The organism is Undibacterium sp. JH2W, from assembly GCF_049340425.1.
GTDB lineage: Bacteria > Pseudomonadota > Gammaproteobacteria > Burkholderiales > Burkholderiaceae_D > Undibacterium.
In genome coordinates, this window is record NZ_JBMPOT010000008.1 from 75,530 (window position 1) to 98,651 (window position 23,122).

Sequence of the window (23,122 nt, forward strand, 5' to 3'; positions counted from 1 at the left end):
GTGGGTTGGACTACTGAAGATCAAAGCGGGCATCAATCGCTTCCGGAATTGCCGCTTGCGCAATGCCAGCCGTTTTTGCCAATGCGAATTCTGCTACGGAATCGCGTAACAAACCTATACCTGCTCCGGTACGAGCACTCAAAAAAACCCTTTGGATTTTATCACACTCATCCACCTCGACTGAAGGTTCCAAGCCTGCCAGGTCTATCTTATTCCATACCAATAACTGTGGAATATGATCTGCTCCGATTTCCTTTAGTACATGATTGACTTGCTGTATCTGATCAAAACGCACCGGACTATTGGCATCCACCACATGCAACAACAAATCTGCATGTATGGTTTCTTCCAGGGTTGCCCTGAACGCAGCAACCAGTTGATGCGGCAATTCACGAATAAAACCTACAGTATCCGAGATCACCACATTACCCGCATCGCCCAGATACAGGCGACGCGAGGTCGTATCAAGCGTGGCAAACAATTGATCTGCGGCATATGCACCCGCTTTGGTCAAAGTATTAAATAAACTGGATTTGCCAGCATTGGTGTAACCAACCAGAGAAACCGACAAAGTATTGCTGCGCCCCCGAGAACGCCTTTGAGTCTCCCGTTGCTTGTGCAATTTCTCCAGCTTTTGTTTGAGCATTTTTACGCGCTCACCCAGCAAGCGACGATCAGTTTCCAGCTGCGTCTCGCCCGGACCACGCAAACCTATACCGCCCTTTTGACGCTCCAGGTGAGTCCAGCCACGTATCAAGCGCGTAGCCAAATGCTGCAATTGCGCCAATTCAACTTGCACCTTACCCTCATGACTGTGTGCTCGCTGGGCAAAAATATCCAATATCAGACTGGTTCTATCGACCACCCTGACTTTTAAGTGGCGCTCAAGATTTCTTTGCTGCGCCGGAGAAAGTGCATGATTAAATATGACGATTTCCAGCGCATCATCTGTTACCGCATGTGCAATCTCATCCGCCTTGCCACTACCAACAAAAAAGGCAGCATCAGGACTGGATCGCTTGCAGGTGATGGTTGTAACAGGCTCTGCTCCCGCAGATTGCGAGAGCAAAGATAATTCTTCCAGACTAGCGGCAAAGTCGTCCTTGCCGAAATCAACACCGACCAAAGCGGCGCGCATAGACGACTTCTTTAATTCAGCACTCAAAAATTACTCAGCCTCAGTCTCAGTGTTGATGCTTACTGCACGTGCTGGAACGACAGTGGAAATTGCATGCTTATATACCATTTGTGTCACGGTATTGCGCAGCAAAACCACATATTGATCAAAAGATTCAATATGTCCTTGTAACTTGATGCCGTTAACCAGATAAATCGATACAGGAATATGTTCCTTACGCAATGCGTTCAGAAATGGGTCTTGTAATAATTGCCCTTTATTGCTCATAACAGCTCCATTGTGTTGTTGTGATTAGGAGTTGGGGACTACTTATCAAAATACAAGTATTCCCAGAAGTTGATTACGAAGTAATGTAATCTATTTTCACTTTAATTGCATATCTCTTGCTTAAATTTCACCGCAAAAGGAAATGAATTATTTATTTTTTTACAATTTGATACTTGCTTGCGCACTTACTTGGAAGACTTGTCGAAAGGATTCTTGCCGGAACGCATCTCTATTCTGAGAGGAGTTCCTGTTAGCGAGAAAGTCTCACGGAAATGCTTCTCCAGATACCGCTTGTAGACATCCCCCACGGCTTCCAGCGCATTACCGTGGATAACAATAATAGGTGGATTTTGTCCACCTTGGTGGGCATAACGCAGCTTGGGACGTATTGAGCCCTTGCGCTTGGGTTGCTGATGTTCCACAGCCTCAATCAAAGCACGTGTCAGTTTTGGCGTCGATAAATTCACCATGGCTGCAGCATAAGCCGCATCGATGGATTTCATCAAAGGAGCAATACCTGTTGATTTCAGTGCCGAGATGAAATGGAATTTGGCGAAAGTCAGGAAATTCAACTTGCGCTCTATATCCAGCTTGATTTCATCACGCCTGTCGCTTTGCAAGCCATCCCATTTATTCACACCGACCACAAGGGCACGGCCTGACTCCAGAATAAAGCCAGCGATATGCGCATCTTGCTCAGAAATATCTTGCTGGGCATCCAGCAACAGCAACACGACGTTTGCCTCAGAGACTGACTGCAAGGTTTTAACTACGGAAAATTTTTCAATTGCCTCAAATACCTTGCCACGACGGCGAATACCGGCAGTATCGATCAGGGAATAATGAACCCCGTCACGCTCAAATGGTATTTCTATGGAATCGCGGGTAGTACCGGGCATATCAAAGGCAATCACCCTTTCTTCACCCAGCAAGGTATTCACTAAAGTCGACTTGCCGACGTTAGGACGGCCAACAATCGCAATCTTGATGCCACGAACATTCGACTCTGGCTCTTCGGCTTCTGGTGGACGTTGGGCGAAGGCAATGTCGACCATTTCCTCGACCAGATCAGCCACACCATCACCGTGAGCCGCAGAGATCACATAAGGATCACCCAGACCCAGCTCGTAAAAATCTGCGGTGACTGAGGTGTACTTCATACCCTCAGCCTTGTTGACGACCAGCATGACGGAACGACCTGATTTACGCAGGAAGTCTGTAATGGTCTTGTCATGGGGAGTCAGGCCTTGACGACCATCGACGATAAATACAACAACATCTGCCTCAGCCACAGCCTGCTTGGTCTGTTTGGCCATTTCATGCATGATGCCTTCTTTGGCGACGGGCTCAAAACCGCCCGTATCAATCACCAGAAAAGGACGTTCACCAACACGGCCTTCGCCGTAATGCCTGTCCCTGGTCAAGCCAGGTAAATCTGCGACCAAAGCGTCGCGTGAACGGGTGAGCCGATTGAACAGCGTGGATTTGCCGACGTTAGGTCGGCCTATAAGTGCGATAACCGGCTTCATTATTATTACTCGGTTGCAAGAGCAACCACTGATCCTGATTTTGTTTGAACGATCAGTTTAGCATCGACCACTAAAGGCGCTGCTAAAATCTGACTACCATCGGTAGTAATACGTCCTATTAAAGAACCATCTTCCCGGGAAAGGAAGTGGACATAACCTGCGAAATCACCAACCGCTACCGCGCGATCGTATGAAACTGGTGCGGAAAGACGACGATAACTGAGTTTATCATTGCGCCAGGCACTGGCACCGCCATTACGTGCATAAGCATTGACTGCACCTGCCACATCTGCAGCAAAGACAAAACGTTCATCCACGCTGACACCTACTTCACTGGACAAAGCCTTGGCCCAGCGCAAAGCACCTGTGCTGGCATCAAAGCAAGCTACCCTGCCCTGATAGGAACTGGCGCAAATGTCGCCACCAAAGATGACTGGAGCACCAGATACATCAGCAACACGCTCCAATTCAGTCGCACCCTTAGGTTCACCAACCGTTGCTTCCCAACGCAATCCACCATTATTTAATGCCAGGGCAGACATGCGACCGCCAGGCAAAGCCACAATCGCTTGTTGCTCATTGAGCACAATGCCTGGAGCCAAACGCAAAGTCAAAGGTGGCAATGGGCGTTCCACCGACCATTTGCGTTCGCCAGTCGTCAAATCGTAGGCACTGACCTTGTTGTCTATACTGCGTACAACGACCAGGCCATGCCCTACTGCGGGCGCAGACAAAATTTCATTTGTGCTTTGCGCTTTCCAGCGCAGCTTGCCATCCAGATCAAAAGCCAGAACCTGCCCTTTTTCACCTGCAACGACAACCGATGTAGCATCCACGCCAACACCTGCAGTCAGACGCGAGCCAGCATTGATACGCCAGACTACACGGCCAGTTGCCACTTCTATACGTGCCAGCGTGCCATCGGCAGCAGCCACATACACATTTTGAGCATAGGCAGCAGGTGAAAATGCATAATTACCAGCAGTACCTATTGCCACAGTCCAGCTGGCCTTGATCGCCATTGTTGCCTTGACTTCAGTCAATACCGCAGGCTGGTTTTTTGCATCCGCTTTTGAAGAAAAAGGGTTCAGTGACGACAATGAAGAACAAGCAGTCAAAGCCAGAAAAGCAGATGACACAACGAGCAGCTTGGCAGAAAATTGCATAGATGATTCCCCTTATTTACTGACAACTTTAGTATCTGCCGTACCACCGATCACATCCAGCTTCATTTGCAAAGCCTGGCGACCTGGACTTTTTTCCAGCATCTTTTCCAAAGCTGCCTTATAAGCTGTACGTGCATCTTCGATCTTGTTCTGGGCAACATAAATATCACCCTTGGCATCAAGCACATCTGCTTCAAATTGCGCAGGGAAAGTGCCAGTCAATTGCTTCAGGCCATCTTCGTAGGCTTTTTCATCCAGCGCTATGCTGGCCAGACGTATTTTTGCCAGCGCGGTATATTCTTCTGCCTTGGTAGTATCGACTACCCATTGCAACTGGGCTTTAGCTGCCTTGAGATCATTAGCATCAAATGCACTTTTGGCGGCCAGCAAGGCAACCATGGGCGCATATGAAGTACCAGCAAACTTGCTTTTCAATTCATCAGCCTTGGCCTGCACCTTGGCATTGTCTTTGGTCGCAACAAATTTATTGGCTTCTTCATACAATTGCGAAGCCTGCACCGATTGCGTTGTTTGACGTGCTGTCCAAACCGTCCAGCCAGCATAAGCGGCAAGGATGATAATCAAACCCCAGGTTGCCAGATTGCCATATTTCTTCCAGATAGCCTTGAGGTTATCTAACTGCTCTTGTTCTTCTAAATCGTATGCCATAGCGTCTTCGTTTATCTATGTTATTAATATTACTAATAGGATCAATTTGGATTAATGGTGTACATGATGATGATTGGGGTCATCACAGCAATCTGCATCTGCACTACCGGCGATTTGATCAACCAGATAATCCACTGCCGTATCAAAAGGCACATTGACCTGATTGTTTTCAGCATCACCTGCACGCAACTCTTTGATACTGACCGTATTATTATTTGCCTCATCTTCGCCTATGATGACTGCATAGGCGGCACCACTGCCATCAGCTTTTTTCATTTGTGATTTGAAGCTACCCACACCATTAGCAGTTGCGCAATGTAACACAACATCCAGGCCAGCATCACGCAAACGCTCACTTAATACCATGGCTTGCATTTGTCCCTCAGCCCCTTGATGGACGAGATAGACATCACACATCGCAGGCTGGTGTACATCGCCATTGGCTTTCATTAATTCCAGCAAACGCTCTATACCCATGGCAAAACCACAAGCTGGCGTTGGCTTACCGCCAAAAATACCAAACAAGGCATCATAACGACCACCAGCACATACTGTGCCCTGTGAACCCAAGTCATCAGTCACCCATTCGAACACGGTGCGATTATAGTAATCAAGTCCACGCACCAGACGTGAGTTAATGGTGAATGGGATGCTATTGTGACGCAAAATCTTTTGCACGCCTTCAAAGTGAGCCAGAGATTCCGCTCCCAGGTAATCCAGCAATTTAGGCGCAGCATTGACCATTTCTTGCATGGCTGGATTTTTGGTATCCAGAATACGCAGAGGATTGGTCAACAGACGTCTTTTCGCCTCGGCATCAAGAATGTCGTGATGCTGCTCGAAATAAGCGATCAACGCAGCCTTATGTTGATTTCTTTCTTCTGCATCGCCTATGGAATTCAATTCCAGGCGCACATTCTGGAGACCCAGATCATCCCAGAAACGCTGGCACATCATGATCAGTTCCGCATCAATATCAGGACCAGTAAAGCCCAGCGCTTCAGCCCCAACCTGATGGAATTGGCGATAGCGACCACGCTGTGGTTTTTCATGACGGAACATGGGGCCGGTGTACCACAAACGCCTTGGACCATCATAAACAAGATTATGTTCAATTGCCGAACGCACCACACCCGCAGTACCTTCAGGGCGCAGGGTCAGCTTATCGCCATTCATGGAGTCTTCGAAAGAATACATTTCCTTTTCGACGACATCCGTCACCTCGCCCAAGCCACGCGCAAACAGATTGGTAGGCTCGACGATAGGTGTGCGAACTTGCTGAAAACCATAACTCTTCAATACGGACTGCACCGTATTTTCAAACAACTCCCAGAGTGGGGCGTCATCCGGTAATAGGTCATTCATCCCTTTCACACCGGCGATTTTTTCTGCTTTTTTAATTTCCGACATACTTGCGATCTGATTTAATTATTTATTACCCATGCACTGGGGCATAGTGACTCTTGACATATTCCAGCACGATATCCTGAAACTCTTCTGCAATACGATCACCACGCAAGGTGACGGCCTTGGCACCATCAATAAAAACAGGTGCTGATGGCGACTCACCCGTGCCAGGCAAACTGATACCAATATTGGCATGCTTGGATTCACCGGGGCCATTCACGATACAGCCCATGACGGCGACATTCATATTTTCGACACCTGGATATTCGGTTTTCCATATCGGCATCTGATTGCGCAGGAAACTTTGTATGTCGTCAGCCAATTCCTGGAATACAGTAGAAGTAGTTCTGCCGCAACCTGGGCAAGCAATGACCATGGGTGTAAATTTCCGCAAGCCCATGGTTTGCAAAATTTCTTGCCCAACAATGACTTCCCGGCAGCGATCGCCGCCGGGTTCTGGCGTCAGGGAAATGCGTATGGTGTCGCCTATGCCTTCTTGCATCAGCACGGACAATGCCGCCGTTGAAGCGACGATGCCTTTACTACCCATGCCAGCCTCGGTCAGACCCAAATGCAAGGGATAATCGCAACGTGCTGCCAACTCACGATACACCGAGATCAAATCCTGCACACCTGATACCTTACAGGACAGGATGATCTTGTCGCCCGCAAGACCCAACTCTTCAGCCTTTTGCGCACTTTCTATGGCAGAGGTGATCAGAGCCTGGTACATGACCGCCTGCACACTCCAGGGTGTTGCGCGCTTGGCATTATCATCCATGATACGTGCCAGCAAAGCCTGATCCAGACTGCCCCAGTTAACACCTATGCGCACCGGCTTATCGTAGCGGCACGCCATTTCTATCATCTGGGCGAACTGGGTATCGCGCTTGGCACCCTGCCCTACATTACCAGGGTTGATTCTGTACTTGGATAAAGCTTTGGCGCACTCAGGAAAATCATTTAACAAGGTATGGCCGTTATAATGAAAATCACCTACCAGCGGCACATCAATATCCATGCGATCGAGCTGCTCACGTATCGCTGGCACTGCCGCTGCTGCCTCGGCATTATTGACCGTAATACGCACCAGCTCAGAACCTGCCCTGGCCAATTCCTTGATCTGTATAGCCGTACCTATGACATCAGCAGTATCGGTGTTCGTCATGGATTGCACGACGACAGGCGCACCGCCACCGACGATGACTTCACGATTACGATAAACCACCTTGGCAGAACGGGATGCACGTCTAAGCTGGGGACCAGAACCAATTTCTGATAAAAAATCTGTCATCTTTACTTCACATTCAAATTAATGACATTACTATCCTTGCCTGGCGCGATCCCCAGGGATTTGCCACGCAACCAGCCATCCACACCAGCGGCATTGCCAATTCTGAGTTGCAATGCATCTTTCATATCAAATACTTCTTCCGTACCTGCCTTGGCGAGATGGGATGTCACAACACCGCCATTTTCGCGCTTGACCTGTATCCAGGAATCTTGCCTGAATTTCAATTTCAATTGATTATTGCCCGCATCAACAACAGCTGGTGCAACAGTCACCAATGGTGTCGAATTAGGCGTGGCATTTGCTGTTGTATTAGTCGTCGCATTTATTGTGTTTGGTAATGCAACAGCAGCGCTGGATGTCACCGACTCTTCCTCATTCAACTTAGGCGGGTTGACAATCGGTTCTTGAGCCTCTGGCTTACTGGCATTGACGGTTGCCAATACCGTTGGCAATGCAGGCACCAGCGATTTTTCAGCAGCAGAACTTGGTGCTGGATCTATATTTTCCTGCACTTTCTCTGGCACAGTCTCCACTACCTTTCTGGAAGGCTGCGAAGAAAACAAATTCTTGAAATAGTCGTTATGCTCCAACTTTTGCACGCCAACGAAAATCAGCGCAAACACCGCCAGCAAACCGGCACCGATCAGGTATTTCTTGTTGTTATTATCTTGTCGTCCCAAGAAGGGTGTACGCGACTCCATGAATGGCGTCGCCAGGGTTGGGCGCAAATCAGCATCCAGCCCTGCCAACCCAAATTCTGCGGGCAGGCATTTAATCACGGGGGCAGGATCAAGCTTGAGCAATTTCGCATAGGAGCGCACAAAACCGCGCACGATCACCATTTTTGGCAAATCTTCGAACTGATTATTTTCAAGTGCGACAATTTGCCGTTGAGATAATTTGAGTTGATCAGCAACCTGTTGCAAACTCAGCCCCATTTGAATACGGGCAGCAGATAATTGTGAACCTGCCGTCTGCACTACAGACAACACAGTTTTGTTCTCAGGCACCTCCGAGGACAAGGGTTCAACAGGTAAATTCGCTCCCGCTTCACTCATCAAACACTCCACGTTGATACTGAGAAAATTCCTTAGAATTTGGATGGCGACGGCGCAACTGAGTACCAAGACTATTCACCGCAGCCTCATCGCCAAGCTTTTTTTCTATCTTTATGGCCAGCCATAATACATCCGCAGCCAGAACATCAAACTTCAGAACACGGCCAATATAGAATTTTGCCTGACTATATTCACGGCGATCATAAAGTACTTTTGCAAGATTGGCATTTACCGATGGATTACCAGGATTCGAACGCAAGCCTTGCATGAAATAATTCTCAGCAGCAACCGCATCCTTCATGCGCAAACTACACAAACCTGCTGCATTCAGCGCTTTGTCCAGCGAAGCATAATTGGGATCTTTGATGGCCTTATCCAGATAAACCAGCCCCTGTTTTTCGCGACCATTCAAGCATAAAAACCAGCCGTAGTTGTTTCCTATTTCATTATTACCAGGCGCTAATTTCAATGCATGCAAGAAATTATCTTCAGCCAACTGCTTTTCACCCATATCCATGAAAATCAGTGCACGCAAACTATAGGCATCGACCAAATCCGGCGCAATCAACAAAGCATTGCGAATTTCTTCCAGAGCAACCTTTTGCTGCCCCTGCTGATAATAGCCAACTGCCAGTTGCATGCGTATGCCTGCGCGCTTTTGCGTATCCTGCTTTTCAGCAGAAACGTTTTCCTCTGGCCTGTCGCCCTCCAAGCGCCTGGATGCACATGCAGACAAGGTCAATGCCAGCATCAGCAGTATGCCTTGCAAAAAATATTGCCGCATTTGAGAAATTTTCACTGAGTGATCTCCACGATCTTGCCAAAATTTTCGCCAAACTTCTTTTGATATTCCGCCATTTTTTGCATGCGCTCTTGCACACGTGTTCTGTCTTGCACTTCACCAGCCAATTGACCGCAAGCTGCATCTATATCATCACCACGAGTTTTCCGCGTGGTTGTCACCAAACCTGCATCCAGCAAAATCTGAGCAAAGGCTTTGATACGTGGATTGGCCGATCGCTTCAGACCTGACTCCGGGAAAGGATTAAAAGGAATCAGATTAAACTTGCACGGCACATCACGCACCAGCTCTATCAATTCCCGTGCATGCGCATCAGTGTCATTGACGCCATCGAGCATGCAATATTCAAATGTCACAAAGTCGCGCGGCGCAAACTCCAGATAGCGCTGGCAAGCTGCCATCAACTCTTTCAAGGGATGCTTCTTGTTCAATGGTATCAGGCTGTCACGCAAAGCATCATTCGATGCATGCAAGGACACCGCCAGTGCCACCGGACACTCCTGCGAAAGCTTGTCTATCATGGGGACAACACCACTGGTAGACAGCGTCACACGGCGACGCGATAAGCCATAAGCATTATCATCGAGCATGAGGCGCAAGGCAGTCACCGTTGGTTCAAAATTCAACAAAGGCTCACCCATACCCATCATAACCACATTGGTGATCTGACGCTCGCCTTTAGGGCCAGGGGCAATACCTTTGGTCTTGCGCAATTCAAATTCTGCCATCCAGAGCTGGCCTATGATTTCGCCTACGCTCAGGTTGCGGTTAAAACCCTGCTTGCCAGTAGAACAGAAACGGCAATTCACTGCACAGCCTGCCTGGGTAGAGATACACAGGGTTCCGCGGTTTTCTTCAGGGATAAAAACAGTTTCCACGGCATTACCCTGGCCGACATCGACCAGCCATTTTCTGGTGCCATCTGTGGAGGTATGGTCACTGATCACGGCGGGAGCGGCAATCATGGCTCGCGTTGCGAGCTTCTCGCGCAGGGATTTCGCGAGGTCTGTCATTTCATCAAATGAACTCGCACCAAACTGGTGTATCCAGCGTTGCAATTGTTTGGCACGAAACGGCTTCTCACCCAAGTCGCCGCAATACGCAACGAGCTGTGCTGGATCCAGATCCAATAAATTTGTGAGTACCGTCATGATCTTCTCTTTCGCACCTCATACAGCACCAGACTGCATGAGGTGTATATCTTAATTCTTTATTCTGTTACATGCAGACAAAGTCTGAATTAACGGGAATAAACGTTCAACGCTGGGAAGTAGTAAGCGATTTCCACAGCAGCTGTTTCTGGAGCATCAGAACCGTGAACAGCGTTTGCATCGATAGAGTCAGCGAAATCAGCGCGGATAGTACCGGCATCTGCTTTCTTAGGATCTGTCGCGCCCATCAGGTCACGGTTTTTCAAAATTGCGCCTTCGCCTTCCAGAACCTGGATCATCACTGGACCGGAGATCATGAAATCAACCAGATCCTTGAAGAAAGGACGTGCGCTGTGAACAGCGTAGAAACCCTCAGCTTCAGCGCGGGACAATTGCGCCATACGGGCAGCAACTACTTTCAGGCCAGCACCTTCAAAGCGACTGTAAATTTGACCGATGACGTTTTTTGCAACTGCATCAGGCTTAATAATAGACAATGTACGTTCGATAGCCATCTAAAAACTCCAATAAAAAGAAAGGGTTAAGAAAAAATTCGAGAATTCATCTAACCTTAGATTTTAACATGAAACCACTGCCTCAGATATATCTTTCAAGAAATACAATTGGTCGCAGACTGGATCAATTTGAATTTTAACATCTGAGATATGGCTTTCATTGCACCAAGGGAAACATGACTCATGCAGCACTCACAATGCCCATGCCCTCTTTTGCCGAAAAATCTAGATCAAATCAAAGACTGCCATGGATTCCACGTGTGAGGTATGAGGAAACATATTAATGACACCCGCACTACTGAGACGGTAACCTGCCTGATTGACTAACATGCCAGCATCGCGGGCCAAAGTGGATGGGCTGCACGATACATAGACCAGGCGCTTGGGCTTCAATTCTGGTGCAATATCACCCAGATCGATCAAAGCCTGACAGACAGCCATGGCACCATCACGCGGCGGATCAATCAAAAAGCGGTCAAACTTACCCAGCTTTACGAAGTCTTGCGCAGTTACCTCGAACAGATTGCGTGTACTGAATGATGTTTTATCAGCCAAGCCATTGTGTTTGGCATTTTCCAAAGCACGCTCAGTCAAAGTATCACTCCCCTCTATACCCACCACCTCTTTTGCCAGAGTGGCAATAGGCAAGGTGAAATTACCCAAGCCACAGAACAGGTCAGCAATACGTTCATCTTTTTGTACATCCAGCATGCGCAAGGCACGCGCCACCAGGACACGATTAATATGATGATTCACTTGCGTGAAATCAGTGGGCTTGAAAGGCATTTTTACGCCAAATTCTGGCAACAGATAATGCAATTCGCTGTTCGCCGGATAATACGGCGTTGCGGTTTCCGGGCCCTTGGTCTGCAACCACCATTGCACCTGATATTGATCAGCAAATGCCTTTAACTTGACTTCGTCATCTTTGGTCAAAGGCGCCATGATACGCAAGACCATGGCAGTTACACCCTCGCCTATCGCCAATTCGATTTGCGGCAAAGCTTCAACAATAGACAAAGAGGCTACCAGCCCACGCAAAGGCATGAGCATGGCAGAGACATGCGCAGGCAAGATATCGCAGGTTTCCATATTGGCGACATAACGTGATTTTTTTTCATGAAAACCGACCAACACCGTGCCTTTTTTTATCACATGGCGCACGGACAAACGAGCGCGATAGCGATATCCCCAGGTTGGGCCTATGATGGGACGCAGCATGATTTCAGGCTTAATCTTGCTGATATGCCAAAGATTATCCTCCAGCACGCGTTGCTTGATCGCCACCTGAGCGCTGGCATCCAGATGCTGCATGGAGCAGCCGCCACAAGTGCCAAAAAATTCACACTTAGGCTCCACCCTTTGCGAAGATTCGCGCACCAGACTCATCATAGTTGCCGCTTCCCAGCTCGCCTTCTTTTTATAGGTACTAAATCCCACCAATTCACCCGGCAGCGCGCCATCAACAAAGACCACCTTACCGGTGGAACCATCTTCATTTTGCAAATTGCCGACGCCACGTGCGTCCATATCTAAAGAGCGGATTTCTATTGTATTCATGGAAATTAGCGGCGCGATACATGCCGCGCCAGAAGGAAGTGAGATTTAAAAGACGGAATTATAAGAGATGCGCGAGCGCGCACCTCAAGAAATATGCGAAATCAGTGACTATCAGTTATTTAAAGCACAGAATCACGGCCTACACCACGAGAGGCAAAGGAGCGTTTGAGCTTGATCAATGCCTCTTGTTGTATCTGTCGGACACGCTCACGCGTAATACCCATCTCATCCGCCAAAGTCTCCAGGGTTGCAGGATCGTCATTATCCAGGCCAAAGCGTCGTACGATAACGATACGTTGCTTGTCCGGCAATTTTGACAACCAATCCCTGACCAATATGGTCATCTCATGCTGTTCGGCGCGTATATCTGGTGCATCATCACTATCACCAGGCAACATATCCATAAGACTGGATTGCGGATCATTGTCGAGTGGAGTATCCAGAGAAGTGGCATGCTCAGACAAGGTCAGAATATCCTGAACTTCATCCACTGGTCTGTCCACGAGTAGTGCAATATCTTCCAGCGCTGCGTCCCTGCCGTCACGCCTTTGCGATTCCAGGTGATACTTGGCACGCAAGATCTGATTCAATTCACGCACCATATGCACAGGCAAGCGTATGGTCCTGGCCTGGTTCATAATGGCGCGCTCTATGCTTTGGCGTATCCACCAGGTCGCATAGGTAGAAAAACGAAAACCGCGTTCAGGCTCAAATTTATCTATCGCGTGCATCAAGCCCAGATTACCCTCCTCTATCATATCCAGCAATGCAACGCCACGATTGATATAGTGCTTGGCAATCGACACAACCAAACGCAGATTGTGCTCTATCATTTTTTGCCGGGCTGCAAAATCACCTTGCTTGGCCAGTGTGGCGTAATGCAATTCTTCTGAAGAAGCGAACAGGGGACGCGTCCCTATCTGATTCAAATAATACTGGGTTGTATCGGTGGACAGTTCAGCAGCCAATACATTTTTCAGCTCGTCGATCGGCGCAACAATGAGAGCAGCAGGATCCTCGCCCTGCTCGTCCTGCCCCTCTTGCGCCAAATCACCAACATCATCTGCCGCATCTGCAACTTCCTCATGCTCAGAAGACAAACGAGCATCTCCTTCAGATCCATCGGCAGACGTATCCGACTCATCACTGGCGGCAGAATTTTCGAGCTTGTAGGTGCTTAAATTGTTGTGCATGATCTGAGCTTGATTTACGAGTCCGGTAAGTTATTTCTGCCTGAACAAATTATTATTGGAAATATCAATATTCATCTACCAATACTGCTTTTCTCTTTCAAACACCAGTAAAACCTAGCTATTACTTTGCAAAATTTCTACAAATTACAACAGCACACAATAATCCAGTCATTACATCTAGCGTGCCGGCAAATATCTGCCAGGATCAACGGGCTTACCCTGCACCCTGATTTCAAAATGCAGCTTCACAGTATCACTATCCGAATTGCCCATTTCTGCAATTTTTTGCCCTTTGTTGATGGCTTGCCCTTCCTTAACAAGGATGGCTTTATTATGCGCATAGGCTGACAATAAGTTACTGGTATGTTTGATGATCACCAGATTACCATAACCACGGATACCACTGCCCGCATACATGACTTTGCCAGCTCCTGCAGCCAGTACATCCTGCCCCAACTTGCCGCCAATGTCGAAACCTTTATTCTTGACATCGTCAAATGTCGTTAAAACTTTACCGTCAACTGGCCACATCCACTCAACCGACTCGGATTCTGCAGGTGCCGATTCCGTCACTTTAACGGGGGTGATAGTTTCCGTTTTAGTCACAGGCGCAACAGCCGCAACCACAGTATCAGCCTTCTGCAGCTCAGCCAAATTGGCTTCAGAGTAAGGGCGCTTGTCGCCACGCGGCGCTGTCTTATTGGTTGCGGGATTGACAGGCAGTGGCCTGACCTCCAGGCCGGCATTGGCGACAACACCAGATGTTTGGGTAGTTTGACTGCCATCCGGTGGTGCCACACGTAAAACCTGCCCGACCTTGATATCATTCGGGTTTTTCAAATCATTCCAGGCTACCAGGTCACTGTAACTCTGCCCATGATCAAGTGCGATCCGGTACAAACCATCACCACGCTTGACGACATAAGTTCCCCGGGTATTGTCTGGTGCCTTGACCACAGGCTTAATGACTTCTGGAGCGACAACTTCCGCCGGACGAGGATCCACACCCCGCTCAACCACCGGTGCCTTATTTGGCAAATTGGTGGTACATGCCGCCAAGCCTGCCAGTACACTCACTGCCAACCCGGTTTGTAATATTTGCTGTATTTTCTTCATTTCTCTTTTTTAATCTATCAAGTTCATTGTCATCGAGAACAAACTTAAATTACACCTGAATGCAAAGGGACAAAGTGACAGGATTCAAGCACAGAACTTTGCCATTCATAGGTCGATATACGTTCTATCAGTTGCAAAACCTGGTTGCGCCCGCCAACTGGCGCCACCAGCCTGCCCCCCACCCGCAATTGTTTAAGCAAAGTCTGAGGAACTTCCATTCCTGCCGCAGCCAATATGATACCGTCAAATGGTGCTTCACCAGGCAAACCCAGCATGCCATCACCATAATGCAGTCGAATGTTGGCGATACGCATAGGCCGCAAATTACTTTTGGCCAGTTCATGCAAAGCCTTGATGCGCTCTATTGAATACACTTCCTTGACCAGTACGGAAAGCACTGCCGCCTGATACCCACAGCCAGTCCCAATTTCCAACACGCGTTCCAGTTTGCCGCCATTGCGCAATATTTCCAGCATGCGGGCAACTATATAAGGCTGTGAAATAGTCTGATGATGCCCTATAGGGAGTGAAGCATCAACATAGGCTTGACTAGCCATGCCAGATTCAAGAAAAAGATGGCGTGGCACAGCTTGCAAGGCAGCCAGTACGGTTGCGTCCTTGACTCCCTGCTGCGCCACTCTTGCCACCATGGCACGCCGCACTCCCTCAGAAACCAGTGGGCCGGACAGCAAGGACGGTGACAAGCCTGCTGGCGCGCTTGAACCGGCTTGAGCCAGATGCGAGTTATGCGACTTTGCCAATTTAGCCGCAGTAATTCCGCTCAAATGATGTGCGGCATTACGCATGGCCGTCTGCGGCATCGCGGTATGCCTGACCGCCCCACTACTTGTTTTGTCTTTTTGATTTACCACGGAAGACAAAGTTAAGGGAAAGCGCTTGTCTTTGAGCGTCATGCAAAATCCATATCCAAATCTGCCAGTTGCCGGGTATTGGTCAAATCTATCTGCAAAGGTGTTACAGATACAAAATGCCTGTTTGTCGTATCAAAATCCGTACCTGCACTGGCGTCTTTTGCCGCTCCTGGCGGGCCTATCCAGTAAATATCCCGACCATGCGGGTCTGTCATATGAATCACCGGTTCAGAGCTATGGCGCTTACCCAGGCGTGATTTGCGCACCCCCTGGATTTTTTCGAACGGCAAATTTGGTATATTCACGTTCAGTAAAAATGGCTGTGCAAGCTCAGGAAAACCACGTTGCGCCATTTCCAGCGCAACGCGAGCAGCAGCATCCAGATGCGCCCAGCCCTTTTCAGTTTGAGAAAAAGCAATGGCTGGCACGCCAAACAAGTATCCCTCAGTAGCAGCAGCAACTGTGCCCGAGTACAGGGTATCGTCCCCCATGTTTTGCCCTTGATTGATGCCCGACACGATCAGATCAGGCTTATCTTTCATAATGGCCGTCAGGGCAATGTGCACACAATCAGAAGGTGTACCATTCACAAAGTAAAAACCGTTGCTGGCACGTTGCACACTCAAAGGCCGGTCCAGCGTCAATGCATTCGATGCCCCTGAACGATTGCTGTCAGGAGCAACTACCGTCACCTCAGCGATCGACGCCATGGCTTGCGCCAGCGCCACGATGCCAGGAGCAAGATAACCATCATCATTACTGATCAAAATTTTCATGCTTTGTATTCTACCCGATGCTGAAATATAAATTTCTACAGAGAACAGATTTTTACGGCATAATCATAAAATCAAACGGTCGTACTATTTTATGGAGACATCAAAATGAAAGCTGTTGTTTGCAAGGAGTGGGGATTGCCAGACACTTTGGCGATAGTAGACTTAGCAGATTTGATACCGGCACCTGGCCAGGTCGCCATCAATGTCAAAGCAGCGGGCGTCAACTTTCCAGACGTATTGATCATACAAAACAAATACCAGTTCAAACCTGAACTGCCATTTACTCCAGGCAGTGAATTGTCTGGCATTGTGTATGCCGTTGGTGAAGGCGTCAACCATGTCAAGGTCGGCGACAAAGTCATCGCCTTCATAGGCAATGGCGCATTTGCGCAACAGGCAGTTGCGCCAGCCAATGCGGTCATACCCATGCCGCCTGGCATGGACTTTGATACAGCAGCAGCGATTACGCTCACCTATGGCACGTCCCATCATGCGGTTGTTGACCGCGCTCAATTGAAAGCCGGTGAAACCATGCTGGTGCTGGGTGCGGCAGGCGGGGTTGGCCTGGCAGCCATAGAAATTGGCAAAGCCCTGGGGGCACGTGTGATCGCCGCAGCGTCTACAGATGAGAAGCTGGAGATTTGCAAGCAACATGGTGCCGATGCCACCATCAATTACAGCACTCAAGATTTACGCGAGGCTATCAAGGCCGCCACCGAGGGCAAAGGCCCTGACGTTATCTACGACCCAGTGGGTGGGATTTATGCAGAACCCGCCTTCCGCTCGATAGGCTGGCGCGGCCGTTATCTGGTAGTGGGTTTTGCCAATGGTGAAATCCCGAAACTGCCTTTGAATCTGACGCTGCTGAAAGGCGCTTCGCTGGTTGGCGTATTCTGGGGTGAATTCGCCAAGCGTGAACCCAAGGCCAATCTGGCCGCCATGAGAGAGTTGATGGGTTGGCTGCATGAAGGAAAAATCAAGCCACATATTTCTGGCCGCTATGCACTGGCTGATACACCTGCCGCCTTGAATGATCTGGCAGCGCGCAAAGTCACAGGCAAAATTGTCATACAACCTGAGAATTGATTTTATAGAAAGCTGAGTACCTCAAAGCAATTTGAGGTCTCAGTTTTGACAAAAAAGAGGATGAGGCAGTTAGCGGTTATTCGCAGCTTCACCCAGCCAATACCGATTGATATCCTTTATTCCCCATTTGGCAGCATCTTCACGCGAGGCTATCTTGTCGTTCATGCCCATTCTCGACAAATCGATCAGCTCTGGGGTTATGTAAGCCATGGCCTTGACGGAAAAAAATACCCTGACCTTGGGCAACAACAAAGATTTGCCTACCTGTTGCTCTACTACGACAGCCAGTCGGCCAGACTCCAGCTTGACCAAAGTACCGACAGGAAAAATGCCTATGCTTTTTACGAAGGCTTGAAATATTTTTTCATCAAAATGACCACTACTCCACTCTGCCATCTTGCGCAAGGATTCTGCCGGACACCAGCCTTGTTTGTAAGGACGATCAGAAGTGATGGCATCATACACATCACAGACTGCCCCCATACGGGCAAATACACTGATTTCATCCCCTTTTAGGCGTCTGGGATAACCGGAGCCATCTATTTTTTCGTGATGGTGTAAGCAAACGTCGAGTGCCACTTTACTGACGCCACTGGCCCCCTTCAGCATTTTATAACCAGCCACAGGATGTTCTTTGACGGAGACAAATTCAGCATCAGTCAGCTTGCCAGGCTTGTTCAAGATATCGGCATCTACCATCATCTTGCCTATGTCATGCAGCAAACCAGCCAGACCTGCTTCCCTGGTCTCTTCTTCAGACAAACCCAGTTGTTTTGCCAATGCCACCATCAGTGCGCAAACCGCAATTGAATGCATGTAGGTGTAATCATCTTTGGTCTTCAATCGTGCGAGGCCGATGAGAGCACCTGGATTACGCATCACCGATTCGGCAATTTCCTCCACCATGGATTGCGCATTACCAACGTCAACTGCCTTACCCATGCGTGCTTCGTTAAACATGGAAAACACTGCCTGCTTGGACTTACTGACGATGGCCGAGGCACGTCCAAGCTCATCATCCATGGAAACTGCAGTGATCTGCCGTGGCACCGCCGGGGGAGGAAGGGGTTCTGGTTCAGGCTCCGCCTTGGACTCGGATGTGGGTTCAGCCTGTGGCTTTATTTCCACATCCTTCAAGACATCCAAACCCTTGCTGACATCTATCCAAGCGTGGCGAATTTTAGTTGCTTGTATCTTCTTTAACTCTTCCCTATCCGATAACATGAAAGACTTTTGCCAGAATGGCGTGTCTATCCAGGAACTACATAATTCCTGTACATACATGCCGATTCTCAGCTGAGTAATTTCAATTTTCTTCAACATAGGCAAGGAATTTATTAATTAGATACGCAAATCTTAAAGATCTGCCAGCCAATTATTCTACAAAGCCTGTCAGCAAGCCAGAAGTTAAGACAGCATATTACAAAATTTTTCCTTCTGGCAATTTTTTCAGTAAATCCATGGGCCTAAAGAAATCCTGCATGGTTTGATTGCCAATGAAACTTAAATTATAGGGATGCTCTGCACAAATTTGCTCGTATACCGATGCTTCCGGCATGGGGCGCAGTTGTTCAGCTATCTTACCCCATAAGACCAACACTGGCGCTCGCATCGCAGCCGCCTGCTGATATTGGGATAGTGCCGACAAGACAGTTTGCAGGAAAGGCTGCCAGGCTTTGGCATCTTTTACGGGAGCGGTATCTGCTCGAAAAACCAGACTGGCATTCAACAATAAAAAACCTTGCGCAATCAAGTTATCCTGCAAATCCTCCAGGCTTTGTATATAGCCACTATCAGCCTGACGCAGCTTGGCAACAATATCGGCGACGGCGGCACCTGTAGTTGCATCCTGTTGTAGATGACCGAACGCTACCAAAAGCATTTTCATGAAATTGCGCAAAGAGGTAGCGCGATTGACTTTCTTGGACAAGCCGCCGCCCTCCTCATCCGACCACAAGCTCTTGACGGCACCATCCATGAAACAATAGCCAGTAGCACTCTCTACGCGTGGATAAGGCCCTTCCCCCATCAAGACATATCGCACCGCATTCATGGGCATGGAAAAGGCGGCAAATAAGCGCGCCTGATTTGGCAAATACGTAGAAGCTTGTAATCCAGAGAAGTAATTGGGGTTGGCAATATGTACCTGTTGCAAACCCTGTTCTACGACAGGCCGCCAGGATGGATGCACCTGTTCAATGGCGAGACGTATATCAAGCAATACATCTTCAGGGCAATTGTCTTGCCAGGAACTCATTGCTGACCACCTGGCATGGCTGTTGGCAATGAGGCCGTAGGCAAACCTGGCGTCACCATGGGTGCAGCAGGGCTAATCGGCCCACCTGGCGGCGCATCATTATGCTTGGGGGGTGGGAATGCCACCGGCGCTACTTGTGGTGGTACGGTACTGCCAGGGTTCAACGAAGGTATCTGTACAGACCCGCGACTCATCTCTGGTAATTGTGGCAAATCAACGCGGCGCATGATACCGGATTCGGACACCATGACATATTGCTCATGAACTTCTTTCAGCAGCACACCCGGAGCAACTTCCTTTTCCATTGCCACCGCCACGGCTGGTTTGCCATTGGCACTGATGATAGCCAGGCTTTCACCAACCCGCTTTGCCAGGACAATGCCTTTTAACTGATAGTTACTGGTAGTCGTCTGGGCCGCTTGGCCGGCGCCAAAAATACCGCCCCATTGGCCAGTGCCTGGTTCATAGCTGTTTTGCTGAAAACCAGCAGCAACTGCCCGGGCCTGAGGCTTGAACAAACGCAGCCCCCAATAGCTAATGGAGGCACAAAGCACGACAAACATAAGAAAAGTCACAAGGACAGGTAAGCGTTTCATTTTTATCCTTTTTAGCGTACCAACTGATTTATTTCTATGATAGGCATCAATACTGCGAGAACGATGAGCAAGACCACGATACCCATGGTCAAAATCAAGATAGGTTCCAGCAAGCCTGCCATGGTCAGGGCCCGGCGTTCCAGATCCTGCTCCTGGGTATTGGAAGCCCGTTCCAGCATGGCTGGCAACTCGCCCGTCACCTCGCCAGCACGTATCATATGTACCAGCATGGGTGGGAAATGCTTGTGCGCAGACAAGGCACGGGCCAGGCTGACGCCTTCCCGCACGCTGGCTGTCGCCTCTTCCACTTGAGCACGCATGGCCACATTCGATAAAGTCTCGCGACTGGTTTGCAGGGCACGCAAAATTGGCACACCGGAACCCGTGGTAATCGCTAAAGTGCTGGCAAACCTGGCCGTGTTCAAACTGCGTTCAAACTTGCCATACAAGGGCGCATGCAATAGCCAGCGATGCCAGCGCATCTTGAAGTCGGGATTGCGTAAAGCGAGACGCCACAAAGAGAATGCTGCGACCGCAAGTATTGCCACGATCCAGCCATAGTCACGCACAAAATCAGAAATTGCCAGCATGACCAAGGTCAGGAAAGGCAATTTTTGCTTGGTATTGGCAAATACAGATACGATTTGCGGCACCACATACGTCAACAAGAAAATCACGATGGCAAAAGCGACTACGGTCACGATGGCCGGATAGGTAAAAGCCAACCTGACTTTTTGCACCAGCGCATTACGTCTTTCTATATAGTCCGCCAACCGTGACAAGACGCGTGACAAATGACCGATTTGTTCCCCTGAGGCCACCAGGGCACAATAGATATCCGCAAAATCATTGGGATGCTGCTTTAAGGCATCAGACAGAGAATTACCTGCCATTACCTCTGAACGTATAGAGCCCACCAGGTCGCGCACATAAGTGCGTTCTGCTTGTTCCAACAAGGCAGACAGAGATTGCTCCAAAGGTAGGCCAGCTTCCAGCAAGCTGGATAATTGCCGTGTAAACAAGGCAATTTCCACCGTCGACAGACGGTCGCCAAAAAAGGCTGTCTTGCGTTTGCCGCCTGCGTCCATCTGGTTGGCGATGGATTCCACACTGACAGGCACCAAGCCCTGAGCGCGCAAATCACTGCGCGCGGCCCTGGCACTATCCGCATTGAGCACACCTTTACTGGTATGACCTGCAGTATCAACCGCCTCATATCGAAATGCTGGCATGCCCTTATTCCTTCGTCACGCGCAATAACTCTTCTGGCGTAGTCACGCCAGTTTTCAGCCAGCGCTGACCATCTTCACGCATGGTTTTCATGCCATCGGCCTGGGCCGCTGTGCGTATTTCTGCTTCGGCGGCTTCATGATGAATCTGGGCACGGATAGCATCGGTGGTTTGCAATAACTCATAGACGCCAACACGTCCCTGGTAACCAGTATGACCGCAATGCTCACAACCAACTGCATGCCATGTGCCCTCTTTTTCAACTCGACAATGGGTGCATAGCTTGCGCACCAGCCGTTGCGCGACCACACCCAACAAGGAGGAAGATAGCAGGAAGGGTTCTATACCCATGTCCAGCAAGCGTGTAACTGCCGCAGCAGAGTCATTGGTATGCAGGGTTGCCAGCACCAGGTGACCCGTCAGTGAAGCCTGTACTGCGATTTGCGCGGTTTCCAGATCACGGATCTCACCTATCATGATGACGTCAGGATCTTGCCGCAAAATCGCCCGCAATGCCTTGGCAAAAGTCATCTCTATCTTGGCATTGACCTGGGTCTGGCCTACGCCAGCCAATTCATACTCGATAGGATCTTCTACCGTCAAAATATTCGTCGTACCAGCATTCACCCTTGACAGAGCTGCATACAAGGTCGTGGTCTTGCCTGAGCCTGTCGGCCCGGTAACCAGCACGATGCCATGGGGTTGGGCGATCAGTTTATCGAATTGCGTCAACACATCAGCACTCATGCCCAGATGTCCCAAATCCAGGCGCCCAGCCTCTTTGTCCAGCAAACGCAATACTGCGCGTTCGCCATGGCCAGTTGGCAAAGTGGAGACACGCACGTCAACTGGCTTGCCACCTATGCGCAAGGTAATACGACCATCTTGTGGCAATCGTTTCTCGGCAATATCGAGTTGTGCCATGATCTTGATACGTGAGATCAAGGAAGCATGGATCGCTTTTTTGGGACGCACCACATCACGCAAGGCACCATCAACACGGAAGCGCACGACAGAGATTTGTTCGAATGGTTCTATGTGAATATCTGATGCGCCATCACGCAAGGCTTGGGTCAGCAAGGCATTAATCATGCGTATGACGGGAGCATCATCAGCCGATTCCAGCAAGTCTTCGACTGCCGGCATATCCAGCATGAGCTTGGCCAAATCTAGATCGGATTCCACCTCACCAACCACATCGGCGGCATCACCGCCAGAGCCCGCATAGGCTTTGGCGATGGCTTCGGCCAATTCGGTGTGAGGCAACATCGATAGTTTGACTTTACCAAACTTGCGTCCAACTTCTGATATTGCCGCAGCTGGCGTCAGTTTGGAAATCTGGATTTCCACTACGCCGTTGACAACTGCAGTATCTCTGACAGCCAGCACAGAAAAGTCCCTGGCAAAACCATAGGGCAATAAACGATGATCAAGCATGGT

22 protein-coding genes are annotated in these 23,122 nt (G+C 49.2%); 1 reads left to right on the top strand and 21 read right to left on the bottom strand.

What is annotated here, in order from left to right:
• Nucleotides 1-10: 10 nt before the first annotated feature.
• The 16 genes from hflX to surE all read right to left on the bottom strand — a co-directional run bounded on the left by hflX (nucleotide 11) and on the right by surE (nucleotide 16,513).
• A complete protein-coding gene (gene hflX, locus ACO0LC_RS13285; RefSeq protein ID WP_423003771.1) occupies nucleotides 11-1,138 on the bottom strand; it encodes a GTPase HflX in 1,128 nt (375 codons plus the stop codon).
• Between the two features lie 30 nt (nucleotides 1,139-1,168).
• A complete protein-coding gene (hfq, locus tag ACO0LC_RS13290; RefSeq protein WP_110253169.1) occupies nucleotides 1,169-1,405 on the bottom strand; it encodes an RNA chaperone Hfq in 237 nt (78 codons plus the stop codon).
• A 185-nt stretch (nucleotides 1,406-1,590) separates the two neighbouring features.
• Complete coding sequence (der, locus tag ACO0LC_RS13295) at nucleotides 1,591-2,934, bottom strand: ribosome biogenesis GTPase Der (RefSeq protein WP_423003773.1); 1,344 nt, start codon at nucleotides 2,932-2,934, stop codon at nucleotides 1,591-1,593.
• Nucleotides 2,935-2,939: 5 nt separating this feature from the next.
• The gene (gene bamB, locus ACO0LC_RS13300; RefSeq protein WP_423003775.1) at nucleotides 2,940-4,100 is read right to left on the bottom strand and encodes an outer membrane protein assembly factor BamB; all 1,161 of its coding nucleotides are present in this window, start codon (nucleotides 4,098-4,100) and stop codon (nucleotides 2,940-2,942) included.
• A 12-nt stretch (nucleotides 4,101-4,112) separates the two neighbouring features.
• On the bottom strand, nucleotides 4,113-4,769 hold the full coding sequence (locus ACO0LC_RS13305; protein ID WP_423003777.1) for a YfgM family protein: 657 nt from the start codon (nucleotides 4,767-4,769) through the stop codon (nucleotides 4,113-4,115).
• 51 nt (nucleotides 4,770-4,820) lie between these two features.
• Nucleotides 4,821-6,179: a histidine--tRNA ligase gene (gene hisS, locus ACO0LC_RS13310; protein WP_423003779.1), complete on the bottom strand. Its 1,359-nt coding sequence runs from the start codon at nucleotides 6,177-6,179 to the stop codon at nucleotides 4,821-4,823.
• A 25-nt stretch (nucleotides 6,180-6,204) separates the two neighbouring features.
• On the bottom strand, nucleotides 6,205-7,470 hold the full coding sequence (gene ispG, locus ACO0LC_RS13315; RefSeq protein WP_423003781.1) for a flavodoxin-dependent (E)-4-hydroxy-3-methylbut-2-enyl-diphosphate synthase: 1,266 nt from the start codon (nucleotides 7,468-7,470) through the stop codon (nucleotides 6,205-6,207).
• A 2-nt stretch (nucleotides 7,471-7,472) separates the two neighbouring features.
• The gene (locus ACO0LC_RS13320) at nucleotides 7,473-8,528 is read right to left on the bottom strand and encodes a helix-turn-helix domain-containing protein (protein WP_423003783.1); all 1,056 of its coding nucleotides are present in this window, start codon (nucleotides 8,526-8,528) and stop codon (nucleotides 7,473-7,475) included.
• Nucleotides 8,521-9,327: a type IV pilus biogenesis/stability protein PilW gene (gene pilW, locus ACO0LC_RS13325; RefSeq protein WP_423003785.1), complete on the bottom strand. Its 807-nt coding sequence runs from the start codon at nucleotides 9,325-9,327 to the stop codon at nucleotides 8,521-8,523. The genes ACO0LC_RS13320 and pilW overlap by 8 nt, the downstream gene beginning before the upstream one ends.
• Nucleotides 9,324-10,484, bottom strand: a complete 1,161-nt coding sequence (gene rlmN, locus ACO0LC_RS13330; RefSeq protein ID WP_423004220.1) for a 23S rRNA (adenine(2503)-C(2))-methyltransferase RlmN — start codon at nucleotides 10,482-10,484, stop codon at nucleotides 9,324-9,326. Before rlmN ends, pilW begins: the two co-directional genes overlap by 4 nt.
• Before the next feature lie 86 nt (nucleotides 10,485-10,570).
• Nucleotides 10,571-10,996 (bottom strand): nucleoside-diphosphate kinase, encoded by a 426-nt coding sequence (gene ndk / locus ACO0LC_RS13335; protein ID WP_110253161.1) that lies wholly within the window; start codon nucleotides 10,994-10,996, stop codon nucleotides 10,571-10,573.
• 225 nt (nucleotides 10,997-11,221) lie between these two features.
• Nucleotides 11,222-12,556 carry a 23S rRNA (uracil(1939)-C(5))-methyltransferase RlmD gene (rlmD, locus tag ACO0LC_RS13340; RefSeq protein ID WP_423003788.1) on the bottom strand — a complete coding sequence of 445 codons (1,335 nt, stop codon included), beginning with the start codon at nucleotides 12,554-12,556 and terminating at the stop codon, nucleotides 11,222-11,224.
• Between the two features lie 119 nt (nucleotides 12,557-12,675).
• On the bottom strand, nucleotides 12,676-13,749 hold the full coding sequence (rpoS, locus tag ACO0LC_RS13345) for an RNA polymerase sigma factor RpoS (RefSeq protein ID WP_423003790.1): 1,074 nt from the start codon (nucleotides 13,747-13,749) through the stop codon (nucleotides 12,676-12,678).
• Nucleotides 13,750-13,926: 177 nt separating this feature from the next.
• Nucleotides 13,927-14,865 (bottom strand): peptidoglycan DD-metalloendopeptidase family protein, encoded by a 939-nt coding sequence (locus ACO0LC_RS13350; protein ID WP_423003792.1) that lies wholly within the window; start codon nucleotides 14,863-14,865, stop codon nucleotides 13,927-13,929.
• 44 nt (nucleotides 14,866-14,909) lie between these two features.
• Nucleotides 14,910-15,779 carry a protein-L-isoaspartate(D-aspartate) O-methyltransferase gene (locus tag ACO0LC_RS13355; RefSeq protein ID WP_423003794.1) on the bottom strand — a complete coding sequence of 290 codons (870 nt, stop codon included), beginning with the start codon at nucleotides 15,777-15,779 and terminating at the stop codon, nucleotides 14,910-14,912.
• Nucleotides 15,776-16,513 carry a 5'/3'-nucleotidase SurE gene (surE, locus tag ACO0LC_RS13360; protein WP_423003796.1) on the bottom strand — a complete coding sequence of 246 codons (738 nt, stop codon included), beginning with the start codon at nucleotides 16,511-16,513 and terminating at the stop codon, nucleotides 15,776-15,778. The genes ACO0LC_RS13355 and surE overlap by 4 nt, the downstream gene beginning before the upstream one ends.
• 105 nt (nucleotides 16,514-16,618) lie before the next feature.
• On the opposite strand from surE, the gene ACO0LC_RS13365 reads away from it, so the two are divergent.
• Nucleotides 16,619-17,599 (top strand): NADPH:quinone oxidoreductase family protein, encoded by a 981-nt coding sequence (locus ACO0LC_RS13365; protein WP_423003798.1) that lies wholly within the window; start codon nucleotides 16,619-16,621, stop codon nucleotides 17,597-17,599.
• A gap of 69 nt (nucleotides 17,600-17,668) precedes the next feature.
• Here ACO0LC_RS13365 and ACO0LC_RS13370 read toward each other — a convergent pair whose 3' ends face one another.
• The 5 genes from ACO0LC_RS13370 to gspE all read right to left on the bottom strand — a co-directional run bounded on the left by ACO0LC_RS13370 (nucleotide 17,669) and on the right by gspE (nucleotide 23,119).
• Complete coding sequence (locus ACO0LC_RS13370; protein ID WP_423003800.1) at nucleotides 17,669-18,922, bottom strand: HD-GYP domain-containing protein; 1,254 nt, start codon at nucleotides 18,920-18,922, stop codon at nucleotides 17,669-17,671.
• A gap of 97 nt (nucleotides 18,923-19,019) precedes the next feature.
• On the bottom strand, nucleotides 19,020-19,856 hold the full coding sequence (locus tag ACO0LC_RS13375; RefSeq protein ID WP_423003802.1) for a uracil-DNA glycosylase: 837 nt from the start codon (nucleotides 19,854-19,856) through the stop codon (nucleotides 19,020-19,022).
• A complete protein-coding gene (locus ACO0LC_RS13380) occupies nucleotides 19,853-20,452 on the bottom strand; it encodes a type II secretion system protein N (RefSeq protein WP_423003804.1) in 600 nt (199 codons plus the stop codon). The genes ACO0LC_RS13375 and ACO0LC_RS13380 overlap by 4 nt, the downstream gene beginning before the upstream one ends.
• Nucleotides 20,453-20,463: 11 nt before the next feature.
• Nucleotides 20,464-21,684 carry a type II secretion system inner membrane protein GspF gene (gene gspF / locus ACO0LC_RS13385; RefSeq protein ID WP_423003806.1) on the bottom strand — a complete coding sequence of 407 codons (1,221 nt, stop codon included), beginning with the start codon at nucleotides 21,682-21,684 and terminating at the stop codon, nucleotides 20,464-20,466.
• A gap of 4 nt (nucleotides 21,685-21,688) precedes the next feature.
• Nucleotides 21,689-23,119 (bottom strand): type II secretion system ATPase GspE, encoded by a 1,431-nt coding sequence (gspE, locus tag ACO0LC_RS13390; protein ID WP_423003808.1) that lies wholly within the window; start codon nucleotides 23,117-23,119, stop codon nucleotides 21,689-21,691.
• Nucleotides 23,120-23,122 lie beyond the last annotated feature (3 nt).

Coding starts and splice junctions, on each gene's coding strand:
- hisS (WP_423003779.1), bottom strand. CDS start 6,179: ATGTCGGAAATTAAAAAAGCAGAAAAAATCGCCGGTGTGAAAGGGATG.
- ACO0LC_RS13380 (WP_423003804.1), bottom strand. CDS start 20,452: ATGAAACGCTTACCTGTCCTTGTGACTTTTCTTATGTTTGTCGTGCTT.
- ACO0LC_RS13355 (WP_423003794.1), bottom strand. CDS start 15,779: ATGACGCTCAAAGACAAGCGCTTTCCCTTAACTTTGTCTTCCGTGGTA.
- gspE (WP_423003808.1), bottom strand. CDS start 23,119: ATGCTTGATCATCGTTTATTGCCCTATGGTTTTGCCAGGGACTTTTCT.
- hflX (WP_423003771.1), bottom strand. CDS start 1,138: ATGCGCGCCGCTTTGGTCGGTGTTGATTTCGGCAAGGACGACTTTGCC.
- der (WP_423003773.1), bottom strand. CDS start 2,934: ATGAAGCCGGTTATCGCACTTATAGGCCGACCTAACGTCGGCAAATCC.
- ACO0LC_RS13350 (WP_423003792.1), bottom strand. CDS start 14,865: ATGAAGAAAATACAGCAAATATTACAAACCGGGTTGGCAGTGAGTGTA.
- ACO0LC_RS13305 (WP_423003777.1), bottom strand. CDS start 4,769: ATGGCATACGATTTAGAAGAACAAGAGCAGTTAGATAACCTCAAGGCT.
- rpoS (WP_423003790.1), bottom strand. CDS start 13,749: ATGCACAACAATTTAAGCACCTACAAGCTCGAAAATTCTGCCGCCAGT.
- ispG (WP_423003781.1), bottom strand. CDS start 7,470: ATGACAGATTTTTTATCAGAAATTGGTTCTGGTCCCCAGCTTAGACGT.
- ACO0LC_RS13320 (WP_423003783.1), bottom strand. CDS start 8,528: ATGAGTGAAGCGGGAGCGAATTTACCTGTTGAACCCTTGTCCTCGGAG.
- ndk (WP_110253161.1), bottom strand. CDS start 10,996: ATGGCTATCGAACGTACATTGTCTATTATTAAGCCTGATGCAGTTGCA.
- ACO0LC_RS13370 (WP_423003800.1), bottom strand. CDS start 18,922: ATGTTGAAGAAAATTGAAATTACTCAGCTGAGAATCGGCATGTATGTA.
- ACO0LC_RS13375 (WP_423003802.1), bottom strand. CDS start 19,856: ATGAGTTCCTGGCAAGACAATTGCCCTGAAGATGTATTGCTTGATATA.
- surE (WP_423003796.1), bottom strand. CDS start 16,513: ATGAAAATTTTGATCAGTAATGATGATGGTTATCTTGCTCCTGGCATC.
- ACO0LC_RS13365 (WP_423003798.1), top strand. CDS start 16,619: ATGAAAGCTGTTGTTTGCAAGGAGTGGGGATTGCCAGACACTTTGGCG.
- bamB (WP_423003775.1), bottom strand. CDS start 4,100: ATGCAATTTTCTGCCAAGCTGCTCGTTGTGTCATCTGCTTTTCTGGCT.
- hfq (WP_110253169.1), bottom strand. CDS start 1,405: ATGAGCAATAAAGGGCAATTATTACAAGACCCATTTCTGAACGCATTG.
- gspF (WP_423003806.1), bottom strand. CDS start 21,684: ATGCCAGCATTTCGATATGAGGCGGTTGATACTGCAGGTCATACCAGT.
- rlmD (WP_423003788.1), bottom strand. CDS start 12,556: ATGAATACAATAGAAATCCGCTCTTTAGATATGGACGCACGTGGCGTC.